Source organism: Wolbachia endosymbiont (group A) of Campoletis raptor, assembly GCF_964026755.1.
GTDB lineage: Bacteria > Pseudomonadota > Alphaproteobacteria > Rickettsiales > Anaplasmataceae > Wolbachia > Wolbachia pipientis.
This window is the reverse complement of the sequence record NZ_OZ034695.1, coordinates 397,325-419,116: the sequence shown is the minus strand read 5'-3', so window position 1 is coordinate 419,116 and position 21,792 is coordinate 397,325. Positions and strand designations below refer to the sequence as shown.

Genomic DNA, 21,792 nt, shown 5'->3' with positions numbered 1-21,792 from the left:
TCTATATTTTAACACTTAAATTATACAAATTTATAAACGCTAGTTTAAATTTTTAACGTAACTGATAAGTTTGTCGATGGTAGTTAACTTAATTTTATGTTGTTCAGCAAATTTAAGTAACTGAGGTAAGCGCATCATAGAGCCATCATCATTCACTAATTCACAAATAACTGCTGAATGATCAAACCCTACTAACTTCGCCATTTCAACACTCGCTTCAGTATGACCAGCACGTTGTGCCACCCCACCTTTATGTGCAATTACAGGAAAAACATGACCTGGAGTTATGATGTCATCCTGAGTACCATCCTTGTTGATAGCAGCATGTATAGTTTTCGTTCTATCCTCTGCTGAAACACCGGTTGTAATGCCATAACGTGCATCAATTGATGTAGTAAATGCGGTATGATTTTCACCAATATTTTTCTTTTCCATGAAATTAAGGCCCAACCTTTTCATGTGAAATTTAGTCATTGCTAAGCAAACAACCCCTGTACCGTACCTAACCATAAAAGCCATATGTTCCGGCTTTATTTTCTCAGCTAAGACAATCAAATCGCCTTCATTTTCTCTATTTTCATCATCAACTAAAATGAATAATTTACCGGAACGAGCATCCTCTAATACATCTTCCACAGAAGAAATACCTGGTAGACTCATTGAAGCATAAGTGGCCTGTACCATAATAATTTACTTAAATTCAATCTTAACTATTTTATACAATTTCTCTCCATTTGGCACTGTCACTTCCACATATTCACCGACTTTTTTGCCGATTAAGGCACTCCCAAGTGGTGAACTAGTAGATATTAACTGCTTTGAAACATCAGCTTCATATTCGCCTACAACCTTATAAACATATTCCACTTCACCGTTATTATCACTTAACATGCTTAATGTCACAGTTGCACCAAACATTACTGAATCACCAGACAAATTTTTTACTTCTATTACTTCCGCATGTGAGAGCTTACTTTCTATCTCCATTATACGGCCTTCAATAAAACCTAACCTTTCCCGTGCTGCATGATACTCTGCGTTTTCAGACAAATCACCTTGATCACGAGCATCAGAAATAGCCTGTATCACAGAAGGTTTTTCTTCCTTTAATTTTTCAAGTTCGGCTTGCATATTCTCAAAACCTTCACTCGTTATAGGAAATTTATTAATAATGGATGAAGCCATAATCACCACCTAAACGCAATTAAATTGAGTAACGAAATTACTCACAATGTTAAAAATATCACCTTTTATATCATCACTCATGTCATTTGACAACTTTTTTAAAACCCCAGGATGCACAGTATGAAAATAATTAATAAGATCATGTTCAAATTTATTAATGTAACTTATTTGTATTTTACTTAACTGATTATATAGGTTAGAAAAAATATACATCAGCACTACTTGTTCTTCTATTGACATAGGTAAATGTTGTTTTTGCTTTAATAACTCGACAAGATATTTACCCTTATTCAAGGATAATTGAACACTAGCATCAAGATCAGAACCAAATTTTGCGAAATCTTCTAATTCTCTATACTGAGCTAAGCTTAGCTTTATAGAACCAGCAACTTTCTTCACAGACTTTAGTTGTGCAGCAGAACCAACCCGTGAAACTGACAAACCTATATTTACTGCAGGTCGAAATCCTTTATAAAATAATTCAGACTCAAGAAAGATCTGCCCATCGGTAATTGAAATAACATTTGTTGGCACATATGCAGATACATCACCAGCTTGAGTTTCGACAATTGGCAAAGCAGTTAAAGAACCCTGCCCTTTTTTATCAGACATTTTAGCAGCTCTTTCAAGCAAGCGAGAATGTACATAGAATATATCTCCAGGGTAAGCTTCACGACCAGGAGGACGTCTGAGCAATAAAGACATCTGCCTATATGCCACAGCATGCTTAGATAAATCATCATATATAATCAAACAATGCATTCCATTGTCACGGAAAAATTCCCCAATAGTGCAACCAGCATAAGGTGCTAAAAATTGCATAGGCGCGCAGTCAGATGCACTAGCCACAACTACAGTTGTATACTCTAATGCTCCGCTTTCTTTCAGCTTATTTACCACTTTTGCTACTGTTGAAATTTTTTGCCCAATAGCAACATAAACACAGTAAACTTTTTGATTTTCGTTTACCTCATCGTTAATCTTCTTCTGATTGATAATAGTATCAAGCGCAATAGTAGTTTTACCAATTTGTCTATCACCAATAATTAATTCACGCTGCCCTCTACCTATTGGAATTAGCAAATCTATAATTTTAATTCCTGTTTGCAGTGGCTCATGCACAGACTTACGATCAATAATGCCTGGCGCTTTAGATTCTATATCCATTCTGTTTTTGGCTCTAATTTCCCCACCGTCGTCCATAGGATGGCCCAACGCATTTACAACTCTCCCTAACAATTCATGCCCTACAGGCACCTGCACAACATCACCACTACATTTTACAACGTCCCCTTCTTTCACATCACGGTCATTACCAAGCACAACTATTCCAGCCGTATCATGATCTAAATCGAGAACTATTCCTTCTACACCACTTGCAAAAAATACCTTTTCACCGAATTTTGCTTTTTCCAGCCCATAAACCAATGCGATACCATCTGTTACTGAAATTACTTCACCTATATTTTCCCGCTTTATAGGATTATCAAACGTCTCAACCTTTTCTCTTATTATACTTGCTATCTCAGAAACATTCATACTGTTCTTCATACAAAATTCCTTACTTTTAATATTTCCATTTTACTTAAGTCAACTAACCTATCCAAGTAACTTTTTAGCGAAGCATCGATCAAATTAAAACCATACCTAACTACGAAGCCACCTAGTATAGAAGGGTCAACCACATTGCTTACTTTTATTATTTTACCAAGAAAGCTCAAAGATTCAGTAATTATTTTTATATCAGATTCCTTTAAAGTTTCTGCTGACTTTATAGTAATTTCGAATTCATTTTCATTTTCTCTTGCAAGACTTAAGAATTTTTCTAATATAAGGATCAATAAACTAGAGCGTTTATTTGCAAATATAACCATAATAAATTTTACTAAATTCTCACTCAAGTGCTCATTTATAGAAAGCATCACTTCTTTTTTGTGTGCAAAAGAAATCATAGGATGAGATAGGTACACAAAAACATCACGTTGATCCTTAAAAAAAGCCAACAAAAATTCTACTTCTTTCCTTATAATACCTAACCTGCTTCCTGAGACATGAAATAGCACTCTAGCGTAAGATGAAACTAAATTATTGTATTGGGTCTTTTTCATATTAAATCCAGTAAATCTAATTAAATCCAGTAAATCTAAATTAATTCAGCTACAAATCTTTCATTCTTCAATCCAAGCATTTTTTATATAAACAGGTCTTCTCTTTAAGGAAAGAAAATATAAATCATATCTGACTGAATAATCTAAAAAACTAAGGTTTTTACTTAAGAAATACTTAGAAGAATTTATAATAGACTGACATTGAAGATGAGATATCGGTATTTCTTTTCCAAGTAAACTTGTTTTAACTTCTATAAAAATCAGCTCCTTTTTTTTAGATACAATCAAGTCAATTTCACCGAACTTACAACGGTAACGGCGTTTTATAACACTATACCATTTCAGTTTTAAATATACTAAAACTAATAACTCGCCAAAGTAACCTACAAAGTAGCGTAACCTACTTACCACAAGAAGAACAATTATGATAACAATTAACTTTGTGTAACTACTTTGCCTCCTTCTTTATTTTTACTATAAACCTTACCTCTTGCTGCAATATCCCTATCAACCAGTTCTATCACTGCCATTGAAGCGCAATCACCCTTTCGAGTGCTAAATTTTATTATTCTAGAATACCCACCTTTACGATCTTGATAACGGCTGGCTAAGACGTTTAATAACTTATCAACTGCTAACTTACTATTATGAAGGCGTGAAAGCAAAAGTCTTCTACCATGTAAAGTATTCTTATTCTTAGCAATTGTAATAAACTTTTCGACATATGGACGAAGTTCCTTAGCTTTTGGTAAAGTAGTTACAATCTGCTCATGGTTAATTAATGAGATAGATAGATTCTTTAACGTCGATAATCTATGTTCAGTACAACGAGATAGTTTACGTTTTTTTATTCCATGTTTCATATATCACCTAATCTTCACCAGTATGTTGTTTAGCCAACTCATCTATATCCTTAGGTGGCCAGTTTAGCACATTCATACCCAAAGACAAGCCAAAATTAGTCAAAACTGCCTTAATCTCATTCAAAGACTTTCTGCCAAAATTAGCAGTTCTTAACATTTCACCTTCTGTCTTTTGCACAAGATCACCTATATAAGTGATGTTTTCGTTTTTCAGACAGTTATGAGACCTGACAGATAATTCCATTTCATCTACCTTACGCAATAAGACAGGGTCATAACCCAAATCTTTAGCACCACTAGACGAAGAAACCTGCGATTTTTTATAACTTACATCAGAACTAATAAAGGGCTGAAGTTGCTCCTGTAATATTCTTGCAGCAGAGTCAACAGCTTGACTCGGAGAAATTGTACCATCAGTTTCAATTGACAATATCAGCTTATCCTTATCAGTCACTTGGCCAACACGACTGTTCTCTACCCTGTACGAAACCCTGTTGACAGGGCTATACAAAGCATTAACTGGAATAAAACCAATTAAATCCTGTTCACTCATAAGCTTCAAAAGTTCGTTTTCTTTATACTTAATTACAGGAAGATAACCTTTTCCGCTAGCCACATATATGGTCATGTTAAGCTCTACATTTTGCCCCAGCGTACATATTAATAAATCCTTATTCACAATAGAGCATTGATCATCAGTTTCTATCATCCCAGCTAATACCTGGCAAGGCCCTTTAGCGTTTAAATTTAAGCATTTATTAGAAGCACCATTTAATTTACACCTCAACATACCCATATTTAATACTATATCAGTTACGTCTTCTCTCACCCCTTGAATTGAAGTGAACTCATGAGTTACACCTTCAATTTTTATTCCATAAACAGCACTACCTTTAAGAGAAGATAACATTACACGTCTTAATGCATTACCTAATGTTAAAGCAAAACCACTTTCCAACGGTTCCAGCACTATATCACTTTTTTCACTTGAATCATCTGATATTACCTTAACTGAACTAGGTTTAATCAATTTATCTAAATTGCTACAGAGAGAAACATCATTATTATAATACATAAAACAACCTTTTCAAATATCCTATACTCTTCTTTTTTTTCTTAACCTGCACCCATTATGAGGAATTGCGGTTTTATCTGCAATTGAAGTCACAGTCAACCCACAGCTCTGAAGTGCTTTAACCGCAGCTTCGGTACCAAAGCCAGGACCGCGAATTATTACAGAGACAACCTTCATACCAAATCTCTCCATTGCGTTCTTCGCAGCAGACTCCGCAGCCTTACCTGCAGCATAAGGTGTGGATTTTCTCGAACCTGAAAAACCACATGCACCCACAGAAGTTTGACATAGCGTATTACCATGAACATCAGTTACATTTACAAAAGTATTATTAAAAGTTGCACGAATATGGACAACACCAGTAATAAACTCCTTCTTACTCTTACTAACCGTTTTGACTTTTTTCATTAAAACTCACAATAATAATAAATTTTATTTTTTCCCAGCAATAGGCAACCGAGATCTACCTTTACGAGTCTTAGCATTAGTATGAGTCCTTTGCCCTCTCACAGGTAAACCTTTTCTATGTCTCACCCCTCTATAGCATCCCATTTCCACTAAAGATTTCATGTTCATAGCCACTTCTTTTCTGAGCTCACCTTCTATAACATAATTTTGTCTAATGAAACCGCTGATCTTTTCTATATCTTCATCTCGTAATTCTGAAACACGTTTGCGCTTATCAACTTCGCAAGCGTGACAAATTACATTCGCAGTAGCAATACCTATACCATATATATAAGTTAATGCAAAAGGAACACATTTCCTCACTGGAATATTTATGCCTGCAATACGTGCCACTGGTACCTCGATACTTTATTAATAACAACTCTTAATTTATACCATAAAACAACTCAGAGTCAAACCAAATTACAAGAAATTTTACTTTCAATCTCTTGCGTTACCTCATCAACACTCAAATTAGCGTCAATTGTTAATAATTTGCCTTTATAATACTCGCGTAAACCTTTCATTTGAAGGTGATATTCACTTATTCTCTTATTAATTGCAGACATATCAGCATCATCAATTCTTTTCTCTAACCTCGTACTTTTACATTTAGCACAAGTAGTACTCTTAAAAGAAGATACACTATATATGCTTTTACAGTCCAAACACGCGAGACGATTTTTTAACCTATCGATTGCAATATTATCGTCAAGCTGCAGCTCAACTACAATGTCAACATCCCTATTATATTTTTCTTGCAAAACTTGAGTCAAAAAATGAGCCTGGTTTAAATTTCTCGGAAAACCATCTAATAAGCAATTATCATCCACTAATGCAATCTGGTCACGTAATAATCCACATATAATTTCATCTTGAATTAAATTACCAGATTCCACGGTACCCTTTATTTTTTTACCTAACTCACTACTGCTGGATATAATATTCCTTAATAAATCCCCTACTGAAATTAATTTTAAATTATATTTTGCTATTAACAAGCTTGACTGAGTACCTTTACCAGAACCTGGAGGACCAAAAATCGTAATGATCATCTTACTTTCCTCGTTTTAGACTCATATTTCTTTATCCAGTTGTCGTACCTATTTGAAAAAATATAAGATTGTATTTGCATAATAGTATCAGTAATAACGTTCACTATAATCAGTAAGCTCGTCCCACCAAAAATAAATGGTATATCATAATAATATCTCATAACTTCAGGTACAGTACATATGACTACCAAATACGCAGAGCCAATGAATGTCAACTTAAAAACTATATCTTGAAGGTAATCAGAAGTATGTTTCCCAGGCCTTCTACCAGGTATAAAACCACCATTTTTTTTAAGAAAATCTGCGTTTTCCTCTGGATTAAATATAAAATTGGTATAGAAAAAATTAAAAAATACTATCAGCACCAAATAGGCTACAATATATACTACTTTATTTGCCATAAAGTAATTCAAAATAAAATCAGAAAAAGCGTGCCCCTTATAGAAATTTGCAATTGAAATAGGTGTCAATAAAATTGCATTAGCAAAAATGGTTGGTACTACACCAGATAAATTAATCTTCAATGGAATATAAGTAAAATCGTCATTATGTAATCTTTTAAATTGCTTTTTAGGATGTTGAACAATAACCTTTCTATAAGAAGACTCTACAAAAATGACTAAGGGTAGCAGCAAAAAAAACAATACCAAAACAAAAAGGATAATAAATAACGATACGCTACCGTTTTTATTTAACGTTAACAAAGATGACAAAGCGCTGTGTAACTCTGATATTATACCCGTGAAAATGATTAATGAGATACCATTGCCTATACCGCTAGCGCTGATTCGTTCACCAAGCCATATTAAAAGCATAGTTCCACCTAAAAGGCTGAAAACACCTATTGTACGAAACATAACACCAGGTTCGATTACAACCAATACCCCTTCCCTATTCATCCCTTCCAATCCAACCAAAATTGGAATTGATTGAAATACACAAATTACTATGGTCAGATAGCGTATATAAGAATTCATCTTTCTACGGCCTGACTCTCCATCATTCTTAACTTCCTTCATTCCTTTAATCGCAGAAGAAAGTAACTGAATAATGATAGAAGCCATTATATATGGCATAACGTTCAATGCTAGAATTGTCATTCTAGCCAATGCACCACCAGAAAATAAATTAAATACTCCAAAAACGCCTGAGCCATCTTTGGGAAATATATCATTAATTACATCAAGATTAATTCCAGGAATAGGGACATAAGTACCCAAGCGATAGCAAATTAAAGCTATTAGCGTAAAAAATATACGCTTTAATAAATCGCCTTTATATAACAACGTAGGATCCAAGCTATTAAATGCTGATTTATTGCCCATGACTTACGATAGTATTTCCACACTACCACCAACTGAAGCTACAGATTTTTTTGCAGCTTCTGACGCAAAATCAACATGAAACACAAATTTTTCGCTCAACTTACCTTTATTAAGAAGTTTAATTTTATCCTTAATAGACTTTATAAAACCTAATTTATACAGCCTCTCCTTATCTATAACAGAGTCTTTCACTATTTTTTTAGCTTCCATTAAGCGCTGTATATCGCCAACATTAATTATAGAGTATATGCTCCTACGTATAGGCTTAAAACCTCTTTTAGGCAAACGAGTATATATAGACTGTTGTCCACCCTCAAAACCATTTATAGAAACTCCACTTCTAGCCTTCTGCCCTTTATGCCCTCTACCGGATGTTTTACCTTTACCACAACCGATACCTCTACCCAGCAACTTAGGCTTCTTTTTCTTAGATAATTTAGTAAATATAGAGTTTAATTTTACAGCATTATTCATACTTTACCTGTTTCCAACTATCTCGCTAATCTTTTTGCCTCTTTTGCTTGCTACCTGACGAGGAGATAACATACTATCAAAAGCCTTAAACACCGCACATATAACGTTATGAGGATTATTTGATCTAGTGGATTTAGCTACCACATCCTTTATACCTAACACCTCAAAAACTGATCTAATCGCTCCACCAGCAATAATACCTGTTCCGGCTCTTGCGGTTCTTAAAACTATCTCACCAGAACAAAATTTAGCTTTAATATCATGATGCAAAGTTCTACCTTCACGCAAGTACACTCTAATCATTGATTTCTTTGCAGCATTTACAGCTTTGACTCTTGCTTCAGCAACTTCTGCGTGCTTACCTATTCCACACCCTACCCTACCCTTCTCATCGCCAACAACAACCAAAATTGAAAATGAAAATCTTCTACCACCTTTGGTAACCGTTGTCACTCTTCGTACCGAAACTAAAAGCTCTGATAAATCATTATTATTTTGTAAATTCTTTATAGCCATATTCAAAACCTTCTAAAATTCAAATCCAGAACTTCTTAAAGCCTCAGCAAATTGAGAAACTAATCCTGTGTATTTATACGCTCCACGATCAAACGTAAGCTGCTGCTCTAATTTCATGCCAGACAGACGCTCAACCATTAAAGAAGAAACCTGTTTTATAGTTTCAGCGTTGACTTTCCCTTTACATACATCCTTAATTTTAGCATCCAAAGTAGAAGCTGAAGTGAGAGTTATTCCTTTTACATCATTAATTAACTGGACATAAAAATGCCTATTAGATTTAAATATGGATATACGTAAACGTTCAGCGCTCTTGTCAAGCTTCGCTCTATTACGTAACTTCCTTTTTTCAGAATTACTTAAAAAATTATACGATCTTTTCATTTTTATTACTTCTTTTTACTTACAACCTTACGCAGCATAAATTTGCCTTTTATTACAACACCCTTACCTTTATAAGGATCATATTTTCTAATTTTGCATATATCAGACGCCACCATATAGACCTTCTGCTTATCCATACCACTAACTACTAAGTGAGTTGGCTTTATGCACTTAATCTCAACATCTTTAGGCACTTTATATTTAACATTATGGCTATAACCAAGATATAAAGTCAAATACTTACCATCACACTCTGCCTTATATCCCACACCGTTAATCTCAAGATTAACAGAAAAACCATCAACCATGCCGTTAATGATATTATTAATATTACTCCTATAAGTGCCCCACATAGGCTTTATTTTATCATAATTATCTTTATCTTGATCAACAGAAAGCAATAGCTGATTATCAATAATCTGACACACAACATCCCTGATCAAGCTAACTTCCTTTTCAGCCTTAGCACTCTTTATTAACATACTACCATTATTATATTCAACTGAAACACCAGCAGGAATATTGATAGGAGCAGCACCTATACGAGACATGAATTTCTCCTATTATTTAAAACACACGACACAAAACTTCTCCACCAACCTTTAACTTATGTGCATTATAATCAGTCATCACTCCTTTGGGTGTCGATATAATAAAAATACCAAGACCATTATATGCTTTAGAAATGTCCTTATACTTAGAATAACGACGACAACCAGGCTTTGACACCCTAACTATGTCACTAATTACAGGTGACTTCTCATAATACTTCAATTTTACAATGAAAGAAGGTAAATTATCTACAACTTGCTTTTCATAATCAAGGATATACCCTTCCTCTTTTAAAATCTCCAATATAGAAGAATTCATCTTAGAAAATAGTACCCTTGTTGCCCTATGCATTGCCAATTGAGCATTACGTATCCTTGTTAAAAAATCACCAATACTATCAGATAACGCCACAATATACTCCTTATATTATATTTACCAACTAGACTTTGTAACTCCTGGAATTTGCCCAAAAGAACATAAATCACGCAAAACAATTCTACATAAACCAAATTTTCTATATACTCCTCTTGGTCTCCCAGTTAAAGCACACCTATTTCTAATTTTGGTTTTAGAAGAATTTCTAGGCAATTTTTTAATTAATTTATTTTGAGCTGTAAACCTTTCTACAATAGACAAATTCTTATTATTTATTATAGATTTCAATTTTTCTCTTTTTTCTTTATATTGATCGCACAACTTTATTCTGCGAAGATTTCTTTCTATCATAGATTTTTTTGCCATATATTTCTCCTCTCAATTAATCAAAAAAAGGAAATTTAAGAGCCAGTAATAATTCCTTTGCTTCCTTATCACTAACTGCACTTGTTATAATATTAATATCCATACCTCTAATTTTACTTATTTTATCATAGTCTATTTCTAAAAACGAGATATGTTCCTTTATACCAAAGGAAAAATTACCATTACCGTCAAATTGCTTCACACTAAATCCTCTAAAATCTTTTTCCCTTGGCAAAGCAATATATATCAATCTTTCTAAAAACTCATACATTTTATCTCTACGCAAAGTTACTTTGCAACCTACTGTAGCACCTTTTCTGATCTTGAAGCCAGAAATAGATTTTTTTGCAAAAGTTGATAAAGGCTTCTGCCCAGCAATCAAATATAGGCTATCAAGTGGTTCATTTATTGCTTTACTATCTGTAGCAGCATCTCCAACGCCCATATTGATACACACCTTGACAAGTTTAGGCACTTGCATTATATTGCCGTAATTAAACTTATCCTTCAAGGACTTTACTATGCTATCTTTATACAATTCTTTAAACATATCAACCTAATCTATCACTTCTCCAGAAACTTTTGCAAAACGCACCTTTCTACCGTCTATAACCTTAAACCCCACTCTAGTTGGAGTTTTATATTTAGGGTCCAATGTTGCAACGTTGGATATATCAATAGCTAACTCTTTATTTAATATACCACCACTACTACCAGCTTTTGGTTTAGTATGTCTCTTATGCACATTCACTCCAGAAACAATTACTTTCTTTTTAGCATCACGTGCTATAACTTTGATTACCTTACCAATTTTTCCCTTATCTTTACCAGTTAAAACTATAACGTCGTCACCACTTTTTATTTTAGCACTCATTATAAAACCTCAACAGCTAATGACATTATCTTCATAAAAGAACCAGATGATAACTTTTTTACCGGACCAAACACCCGAGTGCCAAGTGGTTCACCTTGATCGTTAATCAAAACTACAGCATTGCTAGAAAAACGAATTACAGAACCATCAGATTTTCTAATAGGGCTTTTCACCCTCACCACAACTGCTCTATATACTTTTCCCTTCTCAACTTTCCCTCTTGGAGTAATAGATTTAGTAGATACAATAACTGTGTCACCTATAGATGCAGACTTTCTACCACCCAATAAACCAATACAAAGCACTGCACGCGCGCCAGAATTATCAGCTACTTCCAACAATGTATTTTTTTGAATCATATAAATATCCTATTCAATGTGAGCTATTAACAATAACCCATTTTTTAGTAGTAGAAATAGGCTTGTGTTCTTGTATTAAAACCTTGTCCCCTTCTTTACAACTATTATTCTCATCATGTGCTGTATACTTCTTGTATTTTTTTATAACCTTTTTATACAGCTCATCCTTATACACTTGTAATACCGAAACCTTTACAGTCTTATCACACTTAGCCTTAGTTACAGTACCACAAAAAACCTTTTTAGGCATTCTTTTCCTCTCTTCTTCTTTTATTTAATGTAGTTAAAATACGAGCTATGCTCTTTCTTATTAAGCTAAAACGCGAAATATTGTTGCACTGGCCCAGCTTCTTTTGAAAAACCAAATTAACAAACTCTTTTCTCAAATTCACAAGAATTTCATGCAATTCTTGCGAGGACCTCGATTCAATGTCAGCTATATCCATTGCAACTCCATTTAATTATGATTAGATACAAATTTACACTTCATAGGAAGCTTAGCAGTTGCCTTTTCAAGCGCCAATCTTGCTAAATGCATGGGAACATCACTGCTAATTTCAAACAACATTCTACCGGGCTTAGCTTTAAATACCCAAAACTCAACACTACCTTTCCCTTTACCCATACGCACATCCGCCGGCTTTTTACTAACAGGGGTATCAGGAAAAATTCTTATCCACACTTTACCAGAGCGTTTTAATGTTCTAGATATTACACGCCTTGCAGTTTCAATATGCTTAGATTGAATCCTACCTGCTTCCATAGCCTTTAGACCATAATCTCCAAAAGATAATGTGCTACCACCTTTCGTGTTACCCTTAATTCGTCCTTTAAATACTTTTTTATATTTACTTTTTTTAGGAATAAACATTTCAATATACCTAATTAGTTACCAATATAAACCCAGACCTTAACTCCTATGATGCCATATATAGTTTTTGCTTCAGCAAAAGCATAATCTATATTAGCACGTAAAGTATGCAAAGGCAAACGGCCTTCTTTATACCACTCAGTACGAGCTATCTCAGCTCCGCCAAGGCGCCCAGAACAACTTACTTTAATACCTCTAGCACCCATCCTCAAACAACTTTGAATAGCTTTTTTCATCGCTCTTCTAAATGAAACCCTTTTTTCTAACTGCTGTGCAATGCTGTTTGATATTAAAACTGCATCTATTTCAGACCTTTTAACCCCTACTACATTCACTTCCACATTATTTTTTACTTTTTCAGCTATCTTTTGCTTTATCTTCTCAATATCCGAGCCTTTCTTACCTATTATCACTCCAGGTCTAGAAGAATGTATTATTACAGATACCAAATCGATCGTACGCTCTATAATTACTTTAGAAACACCAGCATGCTTAAAAGATTCATTTATATAACTGCGAATAGATAAATCTTGATGCAACCCTTGTTTATAACCCTTCTCAGCATACCAAATAGATGACCAAGTATTAATTATTTTTAACCTAAATCCTTTAGGATTAACGTTTCCCATATTTTTGCACTTTCCTTATTAATTTTCTATTTTTATGAATCATATAATTTCCCCCAATTTTACAGTTATATTACTATAACGTTTACTAACTCTATTAGCTCTACCCATAGCTTTTGGACATACCCTACGCAAAGTAAGAGACTTACCTATTAAAATTTCTTTTATATATAAATTATCGATATCCAATCCATAATTTTGAGCATTAGCAATCGCAGAATTTAATACCTTCCTTATAAGACCTGCAGCTTTCTTTTCACAAAATCTTAATTGCACAGTGGCAAAAGAAACTTTTTTATTACGTACTAAACCAGCAACCAAATTCAATTTACGAGGAGTTGATTTTAAAACCCTAGAACCAGCTTTAACTATTACATCTCTGTTTTTCATATCAATTACCTTCTTGTCGCCTTTTTATCACCACTATGCCCAGTAAATTTACGAGTGGGTGAAAACTCACCAAACTTATGACCTATCATATTCTGATCATTAACATTCACAGGAATGTAATCCTTACCATTATAAACAGCAAACTTTAAACCTAAACAATTAGGAAGAATTACAGAAGCCCTGGAATGAACTTTTATAGCCATGTTAACAAACCCCTTGTTTAAAGCATTATTCACCGACTTTAATATAGAAGGATGACAAAAAGGAGGCTTCCATGCAGATCTACTCATAAACTAACCTTTCAATTGTTTTATATACTTATCACTAGATTTATTTCTCCTTCGAGTTTTCTTTCCTTTTGTTGCAACACCCCAAGGAGTAACAGGATGACGACCACCAGAGGTTTTTCCTTCCCCGCCTCCATGAGGATGGTCAACCGGATTCATTGCAACTCCACGTACAGTAGGTCTAATCCCAAGCCACCTACTTCTCCCAGCTTTACCCAACTTTCTATTCTTATGGTCAGGGTTAGATACTACACCAATAGTAGCCTTGCAAGAAGATAAAATCAACCTAATTTGACCAGACCTGAGTCGTAATAAAACATATTGGCCATCACGACCAACGATTTGTGCATAACAACCAGCAGCTCTAGCAATCGCAGCACCATTACCTGGCTTCAGCTCAACATTATGAACGAAAGAACCAACAGGTATATGCTTGAGTAGTAAACAATTCCCTGGCAAAATATCAGCATCATTCCCAGCTGTAACAACATCACCTGGCTTCATACCTTGAGGAGCTAATATATAAGACTTAATATCATCTTCCTTATATGATATTAACGCCAAAAACCCACTTCTATTTGGGTCATACTCTATTTTTTCAACTATACCTTGACCACTTCTATTACGCTTAAAATCTATCACTCTATACTTCTTTTTGTGACCACCACCCCTATGACGAGTTGTAATTCTACCATGATTATTTCTTCCACCACTGGACTTTTTACCGGATGTAAGAGACTTTTCTGGCTCATCTTTTGATAAACCAACTTTACTTACTAACACAGTCCCACGAGAAGACGGAGTAACAGGATTAAAAAATTTCATACCCATACTAAACGCTCATTATATCTAATTTTTGACCATCCATCAAAGAAAAATAAACTTTCTTTTTCTGTTTTTCACAACCAATCACACCCCTAAAACGCCTATATTTAGGCTTAATTCTAACAACATTTATAGAAGAAATTTTAACATCAAATAGAGACTCTATTGCCAACTTTATTTGACGCTTATTTACATTTACAAAAACATACAAAGAATATTTATTAAACTTCTCCCTCAAAAAAGAGGCCTTTTCTGTAATTATAGGAGATTTTATTATATTATTATATTTGATCATAACAATCTACCTTCAAGATGCTTTAAAGTATCCTTTGTCAACATCACGCATTCGTGATTCAATATATCAAAAACATTTAACCCAATAGGTTTGATTAAGTCTACATAGTGCAAGTTTTTAGCCGCACGCAACAAATCATCTCCATAATCACCAACTATCAAAAAGGAAGAAAATTTAAAATTTTTAATACATTTACACATTTCAGACGTTTTCTTCACATCAATATTTAAATTATCCAGAATAATTACTTGATTATTTAAATACTTTAGAGATAAAGCAATTTTTAAACCAAATTTGCGTACCTTCTTATTAAGAGAATAAGTATGACTCCTCACAACAGGGCCGAAAATAATCCCACCACCTCTAAATTGAGGAGATCGCAAGCTCCCTTGTCTTGCCCTACCGGTACGTTTTTGACCATAAGGTTTAGCTGTTGTACCAGAGACATCACTAATACCTTTTGTTTTATGAGTACCAGCTCTTCTCTTCGCTAATTGCCATCTCACTATATCATGCAAAATACTCAATTTTTGCTTAGCAGAAAATATCAAAGGATTGAGCTGAGCAGTACCTACATTATCATTAGATAGATTAACTAAATTACATTCCATAACTAACTTACCAAATTACTAGCATCATCATTTACATCTAACAGTAAACCTACCGGAAAAGGAACATCTTTATGTAAAGATTTTTTAACTGCATCTCTTACAAAAACATAGGAATTTTTAAACCCAGGAACATTATTACCCTTCACAGCAATTATACTATTTTCATGATCAATGGATAATATCTTCATATTTTGTGCAGTTATCCTGCTGTTACCTAAATGACCAGCCATTTTCTTTCCTTTGAATACTCTACCAGGATCCTGACATTGGCCAGTGGAACCTTGTGATCTGTGAGCAATAGAAACACCATGAGATGCCCTAAGCCCACTGAAATTATGCCGCTTCATCACACCAGCAAATCCTTTACCTATAGAATAACCCGTAATATCAAGATATTGACCAACCACAAAATGATTGATTCCCACTTTTTTACCACATTCTATTCCCGACAGGTCATTTAATCTACTTTCGTATAACTTACATTTATTATTTATACCCTTTTTCCTTAAATATTCCAACTGAGGTTTTGCTATATTTTTAAAATCTCCTGTGCCTAAAATGACTGAATTATAGCCACATTTATCTTGTCCTTTTATATCAATAATATAAGTTTCGCTGAGATGCAATAAAGTTACAGCCATGCGACTATTGTCAGAATACATAGCAGTATGACCAATATTCATCATTAGTAAACCAATTCTCCTCAGCGAATTTATTCTCTTCATTTCCTTCTCCTAAACCTTAACTTCCTTGACTTTTAAATCCACTTCTACGCCAGCAGAAAAAGATAAACCTGTAAGCATCTGCATCATAGTAGGAGTAAGATCATGTAAAACAATCAAACGCCTAGAAGTTCTCATTTCAAACTGTTCACGAGATTTTTTATCAACGTGAGGAGATCTATTAACAATAAATTTAGAATCTTTCCTTGGCAACGCAATCGGACCAGATAATTTTGCACTGGACCGCTTTAATTCATCAACAAATTTTCGAACACACTCCTCCAATAAAGAACAATCGAAAGCCTTAATGTTAATATATATATCTTGCTTCATCTTAGTTACTACACTCACTCCAAAATTTCAGAAACAACACCAGAACCAACAGTTCTACCACCTTCTCTTATCGCAAAACGCAATCCCTTATCCATCGCTATCGGTACTTGCAATTCTACTTCTATACTCACATTATCTCCTGGCATTACCATCTCCTTCCCATCTAGCAATTTTACGCTCCCAGTTACATCTGTTGTCCTTAAATAAAACTGTGGCTGGTAATTCGCAAAAAATGGTGTATGCCTTCCTCCTTCCTCTTTCTTTAATATATAAACCTCCGCCTTAAACTTTCTATGCGGTGTTATCGTCCCCGGTTTCGCTAATACTTGCCCTCTCTCCACTTCTTCTCTTTTTGTTCCTCTTAACAATATTCCTACATTGAGTCCTGCACTTCCCTTATCCAGCAACTTCTTAAACATCTCAACACCTGTGCATATCGTCTTTTGCGTCGCTTTCAGACCTATTATCTCTATCTCTTCTCCCGTCTTTATCTCTCCCTTCTCTATTCTTCCTGTTACCACTGTTCCTCGCCCCGATATCGAAAATACATCTTCGATTGGCAATAAAAATGGTAAATCCACAGGCCTTGGTGGAACCGCCACATATTCATCTAACTTTTCCATCAATTTATCTATTGATTTCTTTCCATATTCGCTGCTGTCATCCTCCAGCGCTTTCAATGCAGATCCCACTACCACAGGAACTTCATCCCCTGGAAATCCGTATTTATTCAGCAATTCCCTCACTTCCATTTCTACTAAATCCATCATATCAGCATCAGCAACATCAGCTTTATTTATATACACCACGATATATCCAACACCTACCTGCTTCGCCAGCAATATATGCTCTCTCGTTTGTGGCATTGGCCCATCAACCCCTGACACTACCAATATCGCCGCATCCATCTGTGCTGCACCTACTATCATGTTCTTTACATAGTCAGCATGTCCAGGACAATCAACGTGTGCATAATGCCTTTTTTCCGTCTGATATTCAACATGCGCTGTTGCTATCGTTATCCCCCTCTTCCTTTCTTCTGGCGCCTTATCTATCTGATCATACGCTACAAAATTTCCATAATGCTTTGTTATCGCCGCTGTTAACGTTGTCTTCCCATGATCCACATGTCCTATTGTTCCCACATTTACATGCGGCTTTCCAAATGCTTCCACTATTGCTGTCATAATTTAAACTTTTCCACCTAAAATACAAATACATCAATAAATAATATGTTGATTTTATAAAAATACAACAAAAAAAAGAGCGGATAGTGGGAATCGAACCCACGTCACTAGCTTGGAAGGCTAGAGCTCTACCATTGAGCTATACCCGCACAATGGAGGAGGTAGGATTCGAACCTACGTACGCTCACGCGGACAGATTTACAGTCTGTTACCTTTAACCACTCGGTCACTCCTCCGCAAAAATTTGTTAAGAGAATACTATTTTAGCATCTTAACTTAAGCTCTTATTGTATTTAATACTAAACGCCTAAAATTAAAAAATCAAGCAATAAAACCTACCCTGATTAAAATCACGCAGATTTCATTTTATACAACACAATATTGTCAATAAAACGTTTAAACAAATAATGCGAATCATGCGTACCTGGCGCTTCTTCTGGATGGTATTGCACAGAAAAGACTGGGTAATCCTTCATCATTATTCCCTCTACACTATTATCAAATAGAGAAATGTGAGTAATTTCAACATTACTTAGAAGAGAAGCTGAATCAACAACGAAACCATGATTTTGGCTAGTGATCTCAACTTTTCCACTAATTACATCATAAACTGGATGGTTACTCCCTCGGTGACCTATATCCATCTTGATGGTCTTTGCCCCCAAAGTAATCGCAAGTAATTGATGGCCCATGCATATGCCAAAAATTGGTATTTTAGATTTTATAATAATGTCTATTTCTGAAACTACACTTTCTCCTATTTCTTGCGGATCACCAGGACCATTTGAAAGCACTATACCATCTGGATTCATACTCAACACTTTTTGAGCAAAACCTGTGCTTGGTCTGATTAATTCAACTGTACAACCAAGTTCTATTAAGCGTGAAACTATACTGATTTTTACGCCAAAATCAACGATTACAACCCTATATTTTGCATTAAGGTCTCTTTTAAAATTACTATGCAAGCTAACTTTATTGGTTATTTCTATCCCATTTACAGGTTTGTATTTCTTCAATTCATCCAACACATGCGTCTCGCTTGACGGGTATATCATTCCATTTTGAGATCCATGTTCTCTCAAATGTCTCGTTAAAGCTCTAGTATCAACTCCTGATATCCCAATCACGTTATTTTTCTCTAACCAATCATTTAAACTGATATATGAAGAAGAGTGGGACATAGAAGAAAGTTCACGCATAACCACACCACTTGCAAAAATTTTCTTTCCTTCATTATCTTTATGGTTTACTCCAATGTTACCAATATGAGGAAAAGTGAACGTTATAATTTGATCGGCAAAAGAAGGATCAGTTATAGTATGCTGATACCCGGTCATACCAGTGGTAAAACAGATCTCACCTATGCACTTGCCTTTTTTACCTACTGATTTTCCCCAAAAGCATTTACCATCTTGTAAAATTAAAACTGCGTCCTGCACTTCATTATCTATTTAACTGATTCAAAACAGTATACAAGAATTTCAAATAATACGTAACTCTTTCTAAAACTCCAAATTCAACCATAAGGCGGCGAAGAACAATATGAAAAAAATTTTTAACACGCCCTTCCATAAAATATGTTGACTATCTCCGTATTTTATATTAGATATATTTAGTAGTTAAAAAATAGAGAGGTTAGTTATCATGCTAAGTGGGTTTCAGTCTAAAAATAAGTTACTGATTGCAGGAGCTGGTTTACTATTCTTTACGATGGTGTTGCCATCATTTTTTCTCTTAGCAAAAATAGCCATAGGATTAGCTATGACCGCAATTGCAATAATCGCGGTAAAAATTGTCTCAAAAATAATATCAAACGTTCTTGAAGAGAAGGAAGCAGGTCAAAATCAGGAAGCACAACAAACAACACAAAGTAAAATTATAAACCTGGCTATTGGATTAACATCTATATTGGTAGGAGGATTATCAATGCTCATTATAGCAAAAACTGGCTTGATTGCAGCATGTGCAGCTATAACTGCTTTAGCTCTACACGAATATGTTAAAAATGAAGAAATAGGAAAAGATATAAACAATAAATTCGATAAGGTAGCTGACGGTATCACTGACTTTATTGTTAGCAGTGTTGAAAAACTTATTCCAACAAAGCCGCCAGGCATAACAGCCTAAACTGTCTCCGTTCAGCAGAGTGGTTTAAGAAACAATAGATAGAAGGTTTTGAAAAGGGTTCAGCCTCCTTTGTTTCCAAATTAAGTATAATGAAATTATCTTTTCGTATCCGTTCAGGAGAGTGGTTTAAGAAACAATAGATAGGAGATTTTGGAAAGGATTGAGACCCCTTTGTTTCCAAGTTAAGTATAATGAAATTATCCGCTCAAGGAATGTATTTCCCCGCTTTGATTGTGTAAAATATGAGTTTTTGCGATAAACGACATAATGCCGAATTTGCCGTTCAGCGTGGTTATTTGTCAGCGGAATATTTTCTGGGTCATCTAAAAATTTCCACATCATTCTTTCAGATCTCAGAACATTTTTTGCAACTCGAGAGGCTCCAATTGCTTCAGGTAAACGAGATATCTCCTTCAAGTAATACTTTGTACGTTTTCTTAATTTTCTGGCACGTCTGACAAACCTCAAAACATCTATCTCACTTTTTAGTAAAGCTTTTTTTAGTGCAAATAATTCAGTGGCCACGTTTCTCAAGTAACAACCCAGAACTTTAACTTCAATATTCCAACTATGTGCTAATCTTTCAAAATCTCTTGATAAATGTGCCCAACAGATTTGCCTGTTTTTATCGGCAAAATAATTGTATGCTGCATACCTGTCAGTTATTACCAAGCTATTGCGATTGCAGAATTTACTATTTTGTAAAACTTTCATTCCTCTTGACTCTGTAAATTTTACAAAACTTGCCGTATTGCTTGCAAACATCCAACACCAAGCGAGTTTACCTTTGTTATAATGGCTCGTTTCATCAATATGTAGAACTTTACTCCTACTTATCTCTTGTTCGATCTGCTCATACATTTTTTTGCATTTTGAAGCAACTCTATGTTCACTATTTGATATGCTACCGACGCTTATGTTCAAATTGAAGATATCATTTACGACACTCGCTATTTCGCGTTTTGAATTTTTGTAGAATCCGCTGAACGCTGCAATTATTGACTTAACCCTTGGACCAAATGTATCTGGCGTAACACCTTCTGGTAACTTGCTACTTCTTCTCTTTCCGCATCTCCGACAACGGCCATGTTCTAACTGATATTCCACTACATAAGGCTTGATTTCTGGAAGATCAACTTTCTGATGAATATATGGTTTTTCACATATTGCAATTTCTCCTCCGCATTCGCAAGTATTAGGCAACTCTATCTTTACTACTTTATCTGCATCCATGTTGGCGCGAAAACTTCCTTTATGACCAACCTGACCGCCAATATTCCTTTCGCTTTTCGGCTTATTCTTTTTTATTTTATACAACTCTTTGGAACTTGGTATTGATGAATTTTTTGAGCTTAAACCGAGTCTTTCTCTTAACTCAGCATTTTCTATCTTTAAAGCCTTATTTTCTGCTTTTAAACTTTCATTCTCTTTTTCCAATCTTTCTATTTTTGCTTCTAACCTTTCTATTTTTTGCTGTAAATTTTTGCAAAGTTCTAAAAGGTTTACCATATTACTTCACTTTTGCTCTATGATTATCTTTTTAGATCACCTTGTCTA

General features: G+C 34.7%; 35 protein-coding genes and 2 tRNA genes. 1 reads left to right on the top strand and 36 read right to left on the bottom strand.

All coding sequences use genetic code 11. The features are described 5' to 3' along the window. Nucleotides 1-39 precede the first annotated feature (39 nt). The 35 genes from ribB to carA all read right to left on the bottom strand — a co-directional run bounded on the left by ribB (nt 40) and on the right by carA (nt 19,547). Entirely contained in the window at nt 40-684 is a 645-nt protein-coding gene (ribB, locus tag AAGD74_RS02175) for a 3,4-dihydroxy-2-butanone-4-phosphate synthase (RefSeq protein ID WP_007549343.1), read from the bottom strand. Nucleotides 685-690: 6 nt separating this feature from the next. After that, a complete protein-coding gene (gene greA / locus AAGD74_RS02170; RefSeq protein ID WP_077190318.1) occupies nt 691-1,185 on the bottom strand; it encodes a transcription elongation factor GreA in 495 nt (164 codons plus the stop codon). 9 nt (nt 1,186-1,194) lie between these two features. Continuing rightward, nucleotides 1,195-2,736 (bottom strand): F0F1 ATP synthase subunit alpha, encoded by a 1,542-nt coding sequence (atpA, locus tag AAGD74_RS02165; protein WP_012673176.1) that lies wholly within the window; start codon nt 2,734-2,736, stop codon nt 1,195-1,197. After that, nucleotides 2,733-3,293 (bottom strand): ATP synthase F1 subunit delta, encoded by a 561-nt coding sequence (gene atpH, locus AAGD74_RS02160; RefSeq protein WP_010962742.1) that lies wholly within the window; start codon nt 3,291-3,293, stop codon nt 2,733-2,735. Before atpH ends, atpA begins: the two co-directional genes overlap by 4 nt. 60 nt (nt 3,294-3,353) lie before the next feature. Then, on the bottom strand, nt 3,354-3,704 hold the full coding sequence (locus AAGD74_RS02155; RefSeq protein WP_338482384.1) for a YraN family protein: 351 nt from the start codon (nt 3,702-3,704) through the stop codon (nt 3,354-3,356). 23 nt (nt 3,705-3,727) lie between these two features. Next, nucleotides 3,728-4,156: a 50S ribosomal protein L17 gene (gene rplQ, locus AAGD74_RS02150; protein WP_007550873.1), complete on the bottom strand. Its 429-nt coding sequence runs from the start codon at nt 4,154-4,156 to the stop codon at nt 3,728-3,730. Nucleotides 4,157-4,163: 7 nt separating this feature from the next. Further along, nucleotides 4,164-5,231: a DNA-directed RNA polymerase subunit alpha gene (locus AAGD74_RS02145; RefSeq protein ID WP_341810712.1), complete on the bottom strand. Its 1,068-nt coding sequence runs from the start codon at nt 5,229-5,231 to the stop codon at nt 4,164-4,166. A gap of 21 nt (nt 5,232-5,252) precedes the next feature. Further along, nucleotides 5,253-5,639: a 30S ribosomal protein S11 gene (gene rpsK, locus AAGD74_RS02140; RefSeq protein WP_015589137.1), complete on the bottom strand. Its 387-nt coding sequence runs from the start codon at nt 5,637-5,639 to the stop codon at nt 5,253-5,255. A gap of 24 nt (nt 5,640-5,663) precedes the next feature. Next, a complete protein-coding gene (gene rpsM / locus AAGD74_RS02135; protein ID WP_341810711.1) occupies nt 5,664-6,032 on the bottom strand; it encodes a 30S ribosomal protein S13 in 369 nt (122 codons plus the stop codon). Between the two features lie 59 nt (nt 6,033-6,091). Continuing rightward, nucleotides 6,092-6,733 carry an adenylate kinase family protein gene (locus AAGD74_RS02130; protein WP_077188177.1) on the bottom strand — a complete coding sequence of 214 codons (642 nt, stop codon included), beginning with the start codon at nt 6,731-6,733 and terminating at the stop codon, nt 6,092-6,094. Beyond that, nucleotides 6,730-8,058, bottom strand: coding sequence for a preprotein translocase subunit SecY (gene secY, locus AAGD74_RS02125; protein ID WP_341810710.1), 1,329 nt, complete (start codon nt 8,056-8,058; stop codon nt 6,730-6,732). Before secY ends, AAGD74_RS02130 begins: the two co-directional genes overlap by 4 nt. A 3-nt stretch (nt 8,059-8,061) precedes the next feature. Next, nucleotides 8,062-8,532 carry a 50S ribosomal protein L15 gene (rplO, locus tag AAGD74_RS02120; protein WP_006279863.1) on the bottom strand — a complete coding sequence of 157 codons (471 nt, stop codon included), beginning with the start codon at nt 8,530-8,532 and terminating at the stop codon, nt 8,062-8,064. Nucleotides 8,533-8,535: 3 nt separating this feature from the next. Continuing rightward, on the bottom strand, nt 8,536-9,048 hold the full coding sequence (gene rpsE, locus AAGD74_RS02115) for a 30S ribosomal protein S5 (protein WP_010962748.1): 513 nt from the start codon (nt 9,046-9,048) through the stop codon (nt 8,536-8,538). Nucleotides 9,049-9,060: 12 nt separating this feature from the next. Continuing rightward, complete coding sequence (gene rplR / locus AAGD74_RS02110; protein ID WP_006279867.1) at nt 9,061-9,432, bottom strand: 50S ribosomal protein L18; 372 nt, start codon at nt 9,430-9,432, stop codon at nt 9,061-9,063. Between the two features lie 5 nt (nt 9,433-9,437). After that, a complete protein-coding gene (gene rplF / locus AAGD74_RS02105) occupies nt 9,438-9,983 on the bottom strand; it encodes a 50S ribosomal protein L6 (RefSeq protein ID WP_007551152.1) in 546 nt (181 codons plus the stop codon). 16 nt (nt 9,984-9,999) lie between these two features. Next, entirely contained in the window at nt 10,000-10,395 is a 396-nt protein-coding gene (rpsH, locus tag AAGD74_RS02100) for a 30S ribosomal protein S8 (RefSeq protein WP_007551150.1), read from the bottom strand. Nucleotides 10,396-10,416: 21 nt separating this feature from the next. Further along, nucleotides 10,417-10,725, bottom strand: coding sequence for a 30S ribosomal protein S14 (rpsN, locus tag AAGD74_RS02095; protein WP_006279345.1), 309 nt, complete (start codon nt 10,723-10,725; stop codon nt 10,417-10,419). Between the two features lie 16 nt (nt 10,726-10,741). Continuing rightward, nucleotides 10,742-11,275 (bottom strand): 50S ribosomal protein L5, encoded by a 534-nt coding sequence (gene rplE, locus AAGD74_RS02090; protein ID WP_010962750.1) that lies wholly within the window; start codon nt 11,273-11,275, stop codon nt 10,742-10,744. Nucleotides 11,276-11,281: 6 nt separating this feature from the next. Further along, nucleotides 11,282-11,599, bottom strand: coding sequence for a 50S ribosomal protein L24 (rplX, locus tag AAGD74_RS02085; protein WP_006279347.1), 318 nt, complete (start codon nt 11,597-11,599; stop codon nt 11,282-11,284). After that, a complete protein-coding gene (rplN, locus tag AAGD74_RS02080; RefSeq protein WP_006279348.1) occupies nt 11,599-11,958 on the bottom strand; it encodes a 50S ribosomal protein L14 in 360 nt (119 codons plus the stop codon). The genes rplX and rplN overlap by 1 nt, the downstream gene beginning before the upstream one ends. Before the next feature lie 13 nt (nt 11,959-11,971). Beyond that, complete coding sequence (gene rpsQ, locus AAGD74_RS02075) at nt 11,972-12,208, bottom strand: 30S ribosomal protein S17 (protein ID WP_007549925.1); 237 nt, start codon at nt 12,206-12,208, stop codon at nt 11,972-11,974. Then, nucleotides 12,201-12,404: a 50S ribosomal protein L29 gene (rpmC, locus tag AAGD74_RS02070; RefSeq protein ID WP_006279350.1), complete on the bottom strand. Its 204-nt coding sequence runs from the start codon at nt 12,402-12,404 to the stop codon at nt 12,201-12,203. The genes rpsQ and rpmC overlap by 8 nt, the downstream gene beginning before the upstream one ends. Nucleotides 12,405-12,415: 11 nt before the next feature. Next, nucleotides 12,416-12,829, bottom strand: a complete 414-nt coding sequence (gene rplP / locus AAGD74_RS02065) for a 50S ribosomal protein L16 (protein WP_010962752.1) — start codon at nt 12,827-12,829, stop codon at nt 12,416-12,418. Nucleotides 12,830-12,843: 14 nt separating this feature from the next. Next, the gene (gene rpsC / locus AAGD74_RS02060) at nt 12,844-13,458 is read right to left on the bottom strand and encodes a 30S ribosomal protein S3 (protein WP_010962753.1); all 615 of its coding nucleotides are present in this window, start codon (nt 13,456-13,458) and stop codon (nt 12,844-12,846) included. Nucleotides 13,459-13,497: 39 nt separating this feature from the next. Further along, a complete protein-coding gene (gene rplV / locus AAGD74_RS02055) occupies nt 13,498-13,845 on the bottom strand; it encodes a 50S ribosomal protein L22 (protein ID WP_007549821.1) in 348 nt (115 codons plus the stop codon). 5 nt (nt 13,846-13,850) lie between these two features. Beyond that, a complete protein-coding gene (gene rpsS, locus AAGD74_RS02050; protein ID WP_006279181.1) occupies nt 13,851-14,135 on the bottom strand; it encodes a 30S ribosomal protein S19 in 285 nt (94 codons plus the stop codon). Nucleotides 14,136-14,138: 3 nt separating this feature from the next. After that, nucleotides 14,139-14,963, bottom strand: a complete 825-nt coding sequence (gene rplB / locus AAGD74_RS02045) for a 50S ribosomal protein L2 (protein ID WP_015589143.1) — start codon at nt 14,961-14,963, stop codon at nt 14,139-14,141. A 1-nt stretch (nt 14,964) separates the two neighbouring features. Continuing rightward, a complete protein-coding gene (locus AAGD74_RS02040) occupies nt 14,965-15,252 on the bottom strand; it encodes a 50S ribosomal protein L23 (protein ID WP_015589144.1) in 288 nt (95 codons plus the stop codon). After that, nucleotides 15,249-15,863, bottom strand: a complete 615-nt coding sequence (rplD, locus tag AAGD74_RS02035) for a 50S ribosomal protein L4 (protein WP_012673183.1) — start codon at nt 15,861-15,863, stop codon at nt 15,249-15,251. The genes AAGD74_RS02040 and rplD overlap by 4 nt, the downstream gene beginning before the upstream one ends. A gap of 2 nt (nt 15,864-15,865) precedes the next feature. Next, nucleotides 15,866-16,588, bottom strand: a complete 723-nt coding sequence (gene rplC, locus AAGD74_RS02030) for a 50S ribosomal protein L3 (RefSeq protein WP_338482386.1) — start codon at nt 16,586-16,588, stop codon at nt 15,866-15,868. Between the two features lie 9 nt (nt 16,589-16,597). After that, complete coding sequence (gene rpsJ, locus AAGD74_RS02025) at nt 16,598-16,918, bottom strand: 30S ribosomal protein S10 (protein WP_012673184.1); 321 nt, start codon at nt 16,916-16,918, stop codon at nt 16,598-16,600. A 14-nt stretch (nt 16,919-16,932) separates the two neighbouring features. Then, nucleotides 16,933-18,105, bottom strand: coding sequence for an elongation factor Tu (gene tuf / locus AAGD74_RS02020; protein ID WP_236514841.1), 1,173 nt, complete (start codon nt 18,103-18,105; stop codon nt 16,933-16,935). A gap of 78 nt (nt 18,106-18,183) precedes the next feature. Further along, nucleotides 18,184-18,254 (bottom strand) — tRNA-Gly (locus AAGD74_RS02015). A 4-nt stretch (nt 18,255-18,258) separates the two neighbouring features. Next, nucleotides 18,259-18,341, bottom strand: a tRNA-Tyr gene (locus AAGD74_RS02010). Nucleotides 18,342-18,455: 114 nt separating this feature from the next. Next, nucleotides 18,456-19,547, bottom strand: coding sequence for a glutamine-hydrolyzing carbamoyl-phosphate synthase small subunit (gene carA / locus AAGD74_RS02005; RefSeq protein WP_236514842.1), 1,092 nt, complete (start codon nt 19,545-19,547; stop codon nt 18,456-18,458). Between the two features lie 205 nt (nt 19,548-19,752). Here carA and AAGD74_RS02000 point away from each other — a divergent pair, with 205 nt between their 5' ends. After that, nucleotides 19,753-20,235 carry a hypothetical protein gene (locus tag AAGD74_RS02000; protein ID WP_077188183.1) on the top strand — a complete coding sequence of 161 codons (483 nt, stop codon included), beginning with the start codon at nt 19,753-19,755 and terminating at the stop codon, nt 20,233-20,235. Between the two features lie 126 nt (nt 20,236-20,361). Here the strand turns inward: AAGD74_RS02000 and AAGD74_RS01995 are convergent, their stop codons facing one another. After that, nucleotides 20,362-21,744: an IS66-like element ISWen3 family transposase gene (locus tag AAGD74_RS01995; protein WP_007548562.1), complete on the bottom strand. Its 1,383-nt coding sequence runs from the start codon at nt 21,742-21,744 to the stop codon at nt 20,362-20,364. Between the last annotated feature and the right edge of the window lie 48 nt (nt 21,745-21,792).